The sequence below is a fragment of the Micromonospora sp. ABR4_055 genome, assembly GCF_056160425.1.
On record NZ_JBSWXD010000194.1, the window covers coordinates 1 to 10,710 of the forward strand.

Annotated in this window: 7 protein-coding genes; all 7 read left to right on the forward strand. The window is 72.4% G+C overall.

What is annotated here, in order from left to right:
- A partial coding sequence (locus tag ACXAHD_RS28925; RefSeq protein WP_475054572.1) for a peptidoglycan D,D-transpeptidase FtsI family protein occupies positions 1 to 1,934 on the forward strand: 1,934 nt, incomplete at its 5' end.
- Positions 1,935 to 1,989: 55 nt separating this feature from the next.
- Positions 1,990 to 3,579 carry a UDP-N-acetylmuramoyl-L-alanyl-D-glutamate--2,6-diaminopimelate ligase gene (locus ACXAHD_RS28930; protein ID WP_281550600.1) on the forward strand — a complete coding sequence of 530 codons (1,590 nt, stop codon included), beginning with the start codon at positions 1,990 to 1,992 and terminating at the stop codon, positions 3,577 to 3,579.
- Positions 3,576 to 5,021, forward strand: a complete 1,446-nt coding sequence (locus tag ACXAHD_RS28935; protein WP_475054580.1) for a UDP-N-acetylmuramoyl-tripeptide--D-alanyl-D-alanine ligase — start codon at positions 3,576 to 3,578, stop codon at positions 5,019 to 5,021. The genes ACXAHD_RS28930 and ACXAHD_RS28935 overlap by 4 nt, the downstream gene beginning before the upstream one ends.
- A complete protein-coding gene (gene mraY / locus ACXAHD_RS28940; protein WP_281550598.1) occupies positions 5,018 to 6,142 on the forward strand; it encodes a phospho-N-acetylmuramoyl-pentapeptide-transferase in 1,125 nt (374 codons plus the stop codon). The genes ACXAHD_RS28935 and mraY overlap by 4 nt, the downstream gene beginning before the upstream one ends.
- Positions 6,143 to 6,263: 121 nt before the next feature.
- Positions 6,264 to 7,814, forward strand: a complete 1,551-nt coding sequence (locus tag ACXAHD_RS28945) for an FtsW/RodA/SpoVE family cell cycle protein (protein ID WP_475054584.1) — start codon at positions 6,264 to 6,266, stop codon at positions 7,812 to 7,814.
- 127 nt (positions 7,815 to 7,941) lie between these two features.
- Positions 7,942 to 9,048, forward strand: coding sequence for an undecaprenyldiphospho-muramoylpentapeptide beta-N-acetylglucosaminyltransferase (murG, locus tag ACXAHD_RS28950; RefSeq protein WP_281550597.1), 1,107 nt, complete (start codon positions 7,942 to 7,944; stop codon positions 9,046 to 9,048).
- A 21-nt stretch (positions 9,049 to 9,069) separates the two neighbouring features.
- Positions 9,070 to 10,503: a UDP-N-acetylmuramate--L-alanine ligase gene (murC, locus tag ACXAHD_RS28955; protein ID WP_281550596.1), complete on the forward strand. Its 1,434-nt coding sequence runs from the start codon at positions 9,070 to 9,072 to the stop codon at positions 10,501 to 10,503.
- Positions 10,504 to 10,710 lie beyond the last annotated feature (207 nt).

The following is a 10,710-nucleotide window of genomic DNA, read 5'->3' on the forward strand; positions in this document are numbered from 1 at the left end:
GGGCAGCGCGGCGCGGAGCCGACCCGGACCGGGCAGCGCGGCGCGGAGCCGACTCCGACCGCCGCCGGTCAACCACCGGCCGTGCCGGGTCGGCCGGCAGGTCCCGGCAGGCGTCGTCCGGCTCCGCCCGGCGTGCCCCGGGCCCGGCCCGACAGGGCACCCGGGGCCGCCCACGGCGGCCCGCCACCCTGCCCCGGCTGGCCGATCCCCGGCGCCGGCTGCGGCTGGGCACCTTTCTCACCCTGACCATGTTCGTGGTGATCGGGATCCGGCTGATCGTGCTGCAGGTCGTCGACGCCCCGGCGTACGCCGACGGCGGCGTCTGGGACCGGGTCGGCTCGCCGGTCGTCGTGCCCGCCCCCCGGGGCAGCATCTACGACCGCACCGGCGCGGTGCTGGCGCACAGCGTCGCCGCCCGGTTCGTCTACTCCGACCCGGGTCTGGTCGAGGATCCGCAGGCGACGGCGGAGGCGCTGTCACCGCTGCTCGGCATCCCCCGCTCCACGCTGCTGGACCGGCTGGTGCCGCAGACCCGCGAGGACGGGCAGGAGTCGCGGTTCGAGTTCCTGGCCCGTGGGGTGGACGTCGAACTCGCCGACCAGGTGATGGACCTTGAGCTGGCAGGTATCGGGGTGGACTACGACGAACGGCGCGAGGTGCCCGGCAACGACCTGGCCGCGAACCTGCTCGGCTTCGTCGGCCTGGACATGAACGGGCTGGAAGGCCTCGAGGCGCGCTACGACGAGGTGCTGCGCGGGGTGAACGGGCAGCGGATCGCCGAGCAGGGCAACCGTGACCTGCGATTGGCCGAGATTCCCGGCGGCTACCGGCAGGAGACCGAGCCGCAGCCCGGCAGTTCGCTGGTGCTCACCATCGACCGGGACCTGCAGTACGAGGTGCAACGCATCCTCAGCGCGACGCTGGAGCAGTGCACCGTCAGCGTGGCCGCCGCGGTGGTACTGGACCCGCATACCGGGGAGGTGCTCGCCCAGGCCAGCGAGCCCACCTACAACGCCGCCGACGCGTGGTCCAGCGACCCGTCCGACCGGCAGGACATCGCCACCACCTTCACCGCCGAACCCGGCTCGGTGCACAAGCCGCTGGTGCTCGCCGCTGCCCTGGAGGAAGGGCTGATCGGGCCCGACACCACACTCGACCTCGGGCCGACGATCCGCAAGGGCGACACCACCTTCCGGGACACTCGCCCGATCGAGGCGGGTGTCGCGACCAGCCTGGCCGGCATGCTGGCCTACTCGTCGAACGTCGGCACGATCAAGATCGCCGACCAGCTCGGGCCGGAGCGGCTGCACGCGTACCAGCAGGCGTTCGGTCTGGGTAGCCCGACCGGGGTCGGACTGCCCGGCGAGGCCAGCGGCCGGGTGCTGCCGCTGGACGAGTGGAGCGCCTCGTCGTACGGGTCGGTGCCGCTCGGACACAGCGTCGACGCCACCCCGCTGCAGATGGCCGCCGCGTACGCGGCGATCGCCAACGACGGCGTCTACGTACCGCCCCGACTGGTCCGGGAGATCGTCGACGAGCACGGACAGCGCACCCCGACCGAGGCGCCGACCGCCCGCCGGGTGCTCGGCGCCGACAACGCCGCCGCGCTGCGAGCGATCATGGAAGGTGTCACCACAATCCCCGGTGCCACCGGCACCGCGGCGGCGGTCCCCGGCTACCGGGTGGCCGGCAAGACCGGCACCGGTCGGCGGATCGTCAACGGCTCCGTCGCGCCCGGCGAGGTGACGTCGTTCATCGGCATGGCGCCGGCCGACGACCCGCGCTACGTGATCGCCGTGGTGTCGCACACCCCCGGTGGTGGCTGCGGGGACGTCGCCGCCCCGGCGTTTCGCGACATGATGCGCTTCACTCTGCTGCACTACCGGGTCCCGCCGAGCGGCACCGAGCCACCCGAGTTCGTGGTGCACCCGTGACTGTCCGTGCCCCGGCGACGTGCGGGACTCACCCGTACGGACGAAACGCTGCGCGATGCGGAGCGACCGGTACGCCGCTGCGCGGCCCCGGACCGCGGACCGGGTAGGGTCTAGCGCCGTGCCCGGCAATCCACGACCCCGCACCAATCGTCCGATTCCGTTCGCGGAGCTCGCCGCGTCGCTGGCGGTGCCGCCACCGACCGCCGCAGCCCCGCTGATCAGCGGAATCACCCACGCCAGCGGCGATGTCCGGCCCGGTGACCTGTACGCCGCGCTGCCCGGAGCCCGCCGGCACGGCGCCGAGTTCGTCGCCGACGCCGGTGCCCGCGGCGCGGTGGCCGTGCTCACCGATCCGGCCGGCGCCCCGGCGGCTGCCGAAGCCGGGCTACCCGCCCTGGTGGTTCCCGAGCCGAGGGCCGTGCTGGGCCGGGTTGCAGCGGTGGTCTACGGCGAGCCGACTCGGGACCTGGCCATGGTCGGGTTGACCGGTACCGCCGGCAAGACCTCCACCGCGTACCTGGTCGAGTCGGGGCTGCGGGCCGCCGGCCAGTCGACCGGGCTGATCGGCACGGTCGAGACCCGCCTCGGCGACCTGATCGTGCCCAGCGTACGGACCACGCCCGAGGCGACCGACCTGCACGCGATGCTGGCCGTGGCCCGTGAGCATGGCGTAGCCAGCGTGGTCATGGAGGTGTCGAGCCACGCGTTGGCGCTGGACCGGGTCGGTGGCGTGCGGTTCGCGGTCGGCGGTTACACCAACTTCGGGTCGGACCACCTCGACTTCCACGCCGACGCCGCCGACTACTTCGCCGCCAAGGCCCGGCTCTTCGACGGCCGCTGCGCGGTCGAGGTGCTCAACCACGACGACCCGGCCCTGGAGCCGCTGCGTCGTCCGCACACGGTCACCTATTCGGCCGCCGGGGACGCCGCCGCCACCTGGCGGGCCGCGGCGGTCAGCGACGACGGCTACCGGCAACACTTCATCGCCCTGGGCCCGGACGGGATCTGCCTCGAGGCCGCCGTCGGACTGCCGGGGCGGCACAACGTGGCGAACGCGCTGCTGGCCATCGCGACCCTGGTCGCGCTCGGCGTCGACCCGGCAACGGCCGTCGCTGCAGTGGCCGACTGTCCCGGCGTACCGGGCCGGCTGGAACAGGTCGCCGCTCCTGGGCCGGTGCTCGGCGTGGTGGACTACGCGCACAAACCGGACGCTATCGTCGCCGTGCTGACCGCGCTGCGCGGCCTGGCCGACTCGCGGCGGGGCCGGCTGATCTGCGTGATCGGGGCCGGTGGCGACCGGGACCGGGGCAAACGTCCGACGATGGGCGCCGCCGCCGCCCGCGGTGCCGATCTGGTGATCGTCACCGACGACAACCCGCGGACCGAGGATCCGGCGGCGATCCGGGCCGAGGTACGCCACGGGGCCGACGGCGTCGCCGGTGCCGAGGTGGTGGAGGTCGCCGGCCGGCGGGCGGCGATCGACGAGGCGGTCCGGCTGGCCGGGCCCACCGACGTGGTCGCGCTGCTCGGCAAGGGCCACGAGCAGGGACAGGAGATCGACGGCGACGTGCAGCCGTTCGACGACCGGGTGGAGCTCGCGGCGTCGCTGACCGCCCGGTTCCCGGCACTGGTGAGGCAGGCATGATCACGATGACGCTGGCCGAGGTGGCCGAGGCGGTCGGTGGGCGGCTGCGGGACGCCGACCCGGCCAGCCGGGTCACCGGCGGGGTGGAGTTCGACTCCCGCAAGATCGGGCCCGGCGGGTTGTTCGTCGCCTTCGCCGGCGAGCGGGTCGACGGGCACGACTTCGCCGGCGCGGCGCTCGCCGCCGGAGCCGTCGCGGTGCTCGGCACCCGCCCGGTCGCCACCGCCGGCGGTGCCGCCCCGGTGCCGATGGTGCTCGTCGACGACCCGCTCGACGCGATGGCCCGGTTGGCCCGGACGGTCCTGGACCGGCTGCCCCAGCTGACCGTGATCGGCCTGACCGGATCGTCCGGTAAAACCACGACCAAGGACCTGATCGCGCAGCTTGCCGCCGGGCTCGGCCCGACGGTGGCGCCGGCCGGCTCGTTCAACAACGAGCTCGGTCAGCCGTACACCGTGCTGCAGGCCGACGTCGAGACCCGGTTTCTGGTGCTGGAGATGGGTGCCCGGGGAATCGGCCACATTCGGCATCTGTGCGAGATCGCGCCGCCCCGGATCGGTGTGGTGATCAATGTCGGGGTCGCGCACATCGGGGAGTTCGGTTCGGTCGACGCCATCGCCACCGCCAAGGGCGAACTGGTCGAGGCGTTGCCGGCCGACGGCGTCGCGGTGCTCAACGCCGACGACCCCCGGGTGCGGCGGATGGCTGACTGCACCGCTGGGCGGGTGGTGCTGGCCGGGGAGGATCCCGCGGCGACGGTGCGTGCCGAGAAGGTCGCAGTGGACGCCCGGGGACGTGCCGCGTACCAGCTGGTCACCCCGGCCGGGTCGGCGCCGGTACGGCTCGCGGTCAGCGGCCGGCATCAGGTCGGTAACAGCCTGCTCGCCGCGGCCGTGGCGATCGAGCTGGGGCTGACCGACCCGGCGGAGCTGGCGGCCGGGCTAGGCCGGCTCCGGCTGGTCTCGACCCGTCGGATGGACGTGATCGACCGGACGGACGGGATCACCGTGATCGACGATTCCTACAACGCCAACCCCGCCTCCGCAGCGGCGGCGTTGCGGGCGTTGGTCGATCTCGGCTCGGGGCGACGGACCTTCGCGGTGCTTGGTTACATGGCCGAGCTCGGCGAGTACGAGGAGCAGGGGCACGCCGAGGTCGGCAGGTTGGCCGCCGAGCTCGGCGTGCACCGGGTGCTGGTGGTGGGTGAACAGGCCGCGCCGATCCGGCAGGCGGCGGCGGCGGTTGCGACGTGGGAAGGGGAGTCGGTGCTGGTCACCGATCAACAGGCGGCGATCGACCTGCTCCGGCGGGAGCTCACCGACGGGGACGTGGTGCTGGTGAAGGGCTCGCGGTACCGCACCTGGGAGGTCGCCGACGCGCTGCGCGACGGATCGGCCGCCGAGGGTACGCCGGTCACCGGGGCAGGGGAGGCGACGGCGTGAGAGCGGTCATCGTCGCGGCGGCCGTGGCCTTCCTGGTGTCGCTGTTCGGCACCCCGGTGGCGATCAAGGTCTTCACGCGGCTCAAGGCCGGCCAGCCGATCCGGGCCGAGGGCCCGGTCATGCACCAGGGCAAGAAGGGCACGCCGACGATGGGCGGCGTGGTCTTCATCGTGGCGACGGTGATCGCGTATGTCGCCGGTCACCTCGCCCTGACCACCCTGCCGGCCCAGCAGATCGCCCAGGTCGGACCGACCATCACCGCGCTCGTCCTGCTCGGCCTGCTGGTCTTCTCCGGGGCGGTCGGCTTCGTCGACGACTTCCTCAAGGTCCGCAAGCGCAACAGCGCCGGGCTGAACAAACGGGGCAAGCTACTCGGTCAGATCCTGGTCGGCGCGGTGTTCGGGGTGATCGCGCTGTACTTCCCGAGCACGATGGTGGACTCCACCGGCGACGCGACCAACACCGAGACGGTCGGCAGCACCACGCTGTCGTTCATCCGCGACATCGACGCCCTCGACGTCGGTAAGGCCGCGTCGGTGGTCATCTTCATCCTGGTGGTGATGGCCACGACCAACGGCGTCAACCTGACCGACGGTCTGGACGGTCTGGCCACCGGCGCGTCGGTGATGGTGCTCGCCACCTACGCGTTGATCGCCTTCTGGCAGTACCGGCACTGGTGCGCCGACCCGAACTACACGGCCGAGTACTGCTACCAGGTGCGCGACCCGTTGGAAATCGCGCTGATCGCTGGGGCGGCCGCCGGGGCATGTGTCGGTTTCCTCTGGTGGAACACCTCGCCGGCGCGGATCTTCATGGGCGACACCGGCGCGCTCGGGCTGGGCGGGCTGATCGCCGGGATGGCGATGGCCACCCGGACCATGCTGCTGCTGCTGATCATCGGTGGGCTCTTCGTCATCATCACCATGTCGGTGGTGATCCAGATCATCTCGTTCCGCACCACCGGCAAACGGGTGTTCCGGATGTCGCCTCTGCAGCACCACTTCGAACTGGCCGGGTGGAGCGAGGTCAACATCGTCGTCCGTTTCTGGATCATCGCCGGGATCGGCGTGGCGATCGGTCTCGGCCTGTTCTACAGCGAGTTTCTCGCGGTGATGGGCTAGCCCGGACCAGCCCGCGCCCGCTGCGGCGACCGGCCCGACACGCCGGTGTGGTGTCGATGCCCGGCCGCCGGGGGCGGCAGCGCTGATGATGGACCGATGGCGACGACAGGTGGCGGCCCGGATGGGCGCTGACCCGGGCCGGCCCGTCACGGATCGGCCTGTCACTGCCGCGGACCGGCCTGCCCCGGATCGCCCGGCTCCGGGGCAGCCTGTCCCAGATCGGCACGGCCCCACCGCCCGGCTGGATCCGATCGGCGGACTGGCCGCGTTGCGTGGTCTGCTGGCCCGGCCGCTCGCCTCGTACTATCTGCTGATCTTCAGCAGCGGGCTGCTGCTGATGATCGGCCTGACCATGGTCTTCTCCGCGACCAGCATCAAGGCGTACATCGACGACGGCAGCGCGTTCAGCGTGCTGAGCCGACAGGCGACCTTCGCGGTGATCGGCCTGGTCGCGTTCTGGATCTGTCAGCGGCTGCCGGCGGCGACGTTCCGTGCCCTGGGCATCGTGGTGCTCGGCGTGGCGGTCGCCCTGCTGTTGCTGCTCAACGGGCTGCTGCTGGTGTCCACGCTGGCGGGCTGGCAGGCCGCCCGGGTCGGTCCGGTCGAGGCGGAGCTGCTCTGGCTCTACTTCGGGTCCTTTCAGCTGCAACCCTCCGAGCTGGCCAAGCTCGGCCTGGTGCTGTGGGGCGCCGACGTCATCGCCCGCAAAGGTGCCGAGCTGGGCCACTGGCGGGAGCTGGCAATTCCGCTGTTCCCCGCCGTCGGCCTGCTGTTCCTCCTGGTCGGCTACAACGACCTGGGCACCATGCTGTGCATCCTGGCCCTGGTCGTCGGGCTGCTCTGGGCAGCCGGCGTACCGCTGCGGATCTTCGCCACGTTGGGCGCGGTCGGTCTGGTCGGCATCGGCCTGCTGATCGCCGCCGCCTGGCAGGGCGCCGGTTCCGGCGCCCAGGACGCGGACAACTACCGGTTGGCCCGGCTGACGTCGTTCTTCACCCCTCCGGACCAGTGCGTCGACGACTGTTACCAGGCGTTGCAGGCGAGGTACGCGATCGCCAACGGGGGATGGTTCGGTGAAGGGCTCGGCTCCAGCCGGTTGAAGTGGGGCTACCTGCCGCAGGCCGAGGACGACTTCATCTTCGCCATCGTCGCCGAGGAACTCGGGGTGGTCGGCTGCGTCGTGGTGCTGGCCCTGTTCGCGGTCCTCGCGTACACCGCGTTGCGGATCGCCCGTCGGGTGGCCGACCCGTTCCGGCGACTCGCCGCCGCAGCGGCGGCCAGCTGGCTGATCAGCCAGGCGGTGATCAACATTTCCGGGGTGATCGGGCTGCTGCCGATCACCGGTATTCCGCTGCCGTTCATCTCCGCCGGTGGCAGTGCGCTGGTGGTGACGCTCGCCGCGATCGGCATGCTGGCGTCGTTCGCCCGGGCCGAGCCCGACGCCGCCCGGGCGCTCAACGCCCGTCCGCCGGCCCGCTGGGTGCGACTGGTCTGGGCCCCGCTGCCGCCGATGCCCCGCCCGCGCCACCCGGCCAAGCCGCGGATGACCGGCGTCGGACCGAAACCGGCCGGCTCCGGGCAGCCGGGCGGTCGCGGTGCGTCGGGGTCGGGGTCAGGCGGCCAGGGCGGGTCAACGCCGCCCCGTGTACCGAGGCGACGGGACGGGCGTTAACGTACCCCCGCGAAGCGCGCATCCGGGCCGACGGGCCCCGTACGCAACCGCCCGGCGTGCCGCGTACGCCGTCGGCGGTCCGCCGGGCCCGCCGCGCGGCCACCGAGTCGAGCGAGAGGAGATGCTGATGGGTCCGCTGCGATCGGTGGTGCTGGCAGGTGGGGGGACCGGTGGGCACATCTACCCGTTGTTGGCGTTCGCCGACTGTCTGCGCCGGCACGACCCGAGCGTGCAGATCACCTGTCTCGGTACCCCGAAAGGGCTAGAAAACGAGCTGATTCCGCCGAAAGGGTACGATCTGCGGTTGATCCCCGCACATCAGCTGCCCCGGTCGGTCAACATGGACCTTGTGCGTACGCCAGACCGGATGTTCAAGGCCGCCCGCGCCGCCGGCAAGGTCATCGACGAGGTGCGGGCCGACGTGGTGGTGGGCTTCGGCGGGTACGTGTCCGTACCGGCCTACCTGGCGGCGTGGCGTCGCGAGATGCCGATCGTGGTGCACGAGGTGAACGTGCCGCCGGGCGTGGCCAACCGGATGGGCATGAAGTTCACCAAGCACGTCGCGGTGGGCTTCCCACACCAGCCGGTCCAGGCCGAGTCGCTGCGCGACGCCCGGGTGGTCGGGGTGCCGCTGCGCCGGTCCATCACCGGGCTGGACCGGGTGGCCGCCCGGGAGGCCGCCCGAGCGCACTTCGGGCTGCGCCCGGATCTGCCGACGGTCTTCGTCTCCGGTGGCTCCCAGGGCGCCCGGTCGATCAACCTGGCGGTCTCCGGGGCGGCCAAGGAACTGGCCCGGGCCGGCGTCCAGGTGCTGCACGCGATCGGTGCCCGCAACGAGGCGGTCTCGGTGCCGAGTGATCTGCCGGTGCCGTACGTGACCCTGCCGTACCTGTCGGAGATGGAGCTCGGGTACGCCGCAGCCGACCTGATGGTCTGCCGGGGGGGCGCGATGACCTGCGCCGAGGTCGCCGCGATCGGATTGCCCGCGGTCTACGTTCCCTATCCGCACAGTAACCAGGAGCAGAAGCGCAACGCGCTGCCGGTGGTCGAGGCCGGCGGTGGTCTGCTCGTCGACGACGCCGAACTGACCCCGGCCTGGGTGGAGCAGGTCGTGGTCCCGTTGGCCCGCGACCCGCAGCGGCTGGCTGCGATGGGCTCGGCAGCGGCCGGGTACGGTCGCCGCGACGGCGACGAGGCGCTGCTCGACTTCGTCTACGAGGCGGTGTCCCGATGACCCGCACGGGAAGGTGACCACGTGAACATCACCGAGTTCGCCCCCACCGGCACGCTCACCGCCGAGGAGCTGGGGACCGTACACCTGATCGGTATCGGCGGGGTCGGGATGAGCGGCCTGGCCCGCCTGCTGCTGACCCGGGGGATCCCGGTGACCGGCAGCGAGCTGCGGGACTGGCCGTCGCTGGCGGTGCTGCGGGCACTCGGCGGCACCATCCACATGAGCCATGAGGAGGCCAACCTCGACGGGGTGGACACGGTGGTCTACTCCACCGCCATCCCGGCCGACCACGTGGAGCTGGCCGCCGCCCGTCGGCGTGGGCTGCGGGTGCTGCACCGGTCGGAGGCCCTGGCGGCGGCGATGACCGGTCGGCGGACCATCGCGGTCGCCGGCACCCACGGCAAGACCACGACCACCTCGATGGTGACCCTGACCCTGCAACGGGCCGGCGAGGACCCGTCATTCGTCATCGGTGGCGAGATCTCCGAGGTCGGTTCGAACGCCCACCACGGTACGGGCGAGTACTTCGTCGTCGAGGCCGACGAGAGTGACCGTTCGTTCCTGCTCTACCGCCCGTTCGTGTCGATCATCACCAACATCGACGCCGACCACCTGAACACGTACGGTGACCTGGCCGGGCTCGCCGCTGGTTTCGCCGAGTTCGCCGGGCTGACCGATCCGGACGGGTTCGTGGTGACCTGCGCGGACAACCCCGGAACCCGGCAGTTGACCGAGGCGCTGCGCGACGAGGGCCGGACCGTCCACACCTACGGCGAGTCCGCCGACGCCGATCTTCGGCTGACCGAGATCACGTCGTCCGCGGCCGGGGTCCGCTACCTGGCCACCCTGGACGGCGCGCCGCTCGGTGAGATCGCCCTGCCGGTACCCGGCCGGCATCTCGGGCTCAACAGCGCCGCCTCGGTGCTCACCGCGCTGCGCCTCGGGCTGCCGTTGAGTGACGCGGTCGCCGCGCTGGGCGCGTTCCCCGGGGTTCGTCGCCGGTTCGAACGCAAGGGCTCGGCCGGCGGCGTCACCGTCTACGACGAGTACGCCTACCATCCGACGTCGATGACCGCGGCGCTGCACACCATGCGGGAGGTCGCCGGTGCCGGTCGGCTGGTGGTGGTGTTCCAGCCCTACCGGGTCTACCGCACCCGGGACCTGCAGGCCGAGTTGGCCGCCGCCCTGGCGATCGCCGACGAGGTGATCGTGATGGAGGTGTTCGGGCCGGGTGAGCTGCGGGAGCCGGGTGAGGGCGGGGTGGCGCTGACGGCGGACGTCCCGTTGCCGGACGATCGTAAGGTGTTCGTACCGTCCTGGGAGGATGTCCCACCGGAGGTGGTCCGCCGCTGCCGGCCGGGTGACCTGGTGGTCACGATGGGCGCTCCACCGATCTCGTTGCTGGGTGACGAACTGCTGTCCGCGCTCGCCGGTCCGGCGGCCGACGCCGGATGACCCCGGCTGGTCGCTCGCCGCGGCCCGGCTCGGGTCGGACCGGTTCCAGCCGCTCCGGCACCGGTCGGGTGGGTTCCGGTCGGGTGGGCGATGTCCGGCCGGCAGGTCGGACCGGTCGTGCCGGGGTGCCCGCCGCCCGGTCCGGGCCGGCGGGAGCGGACACCGGGCACACCCGGCGCCAGCCGGGCGGCGCGGACGGGTCCACCG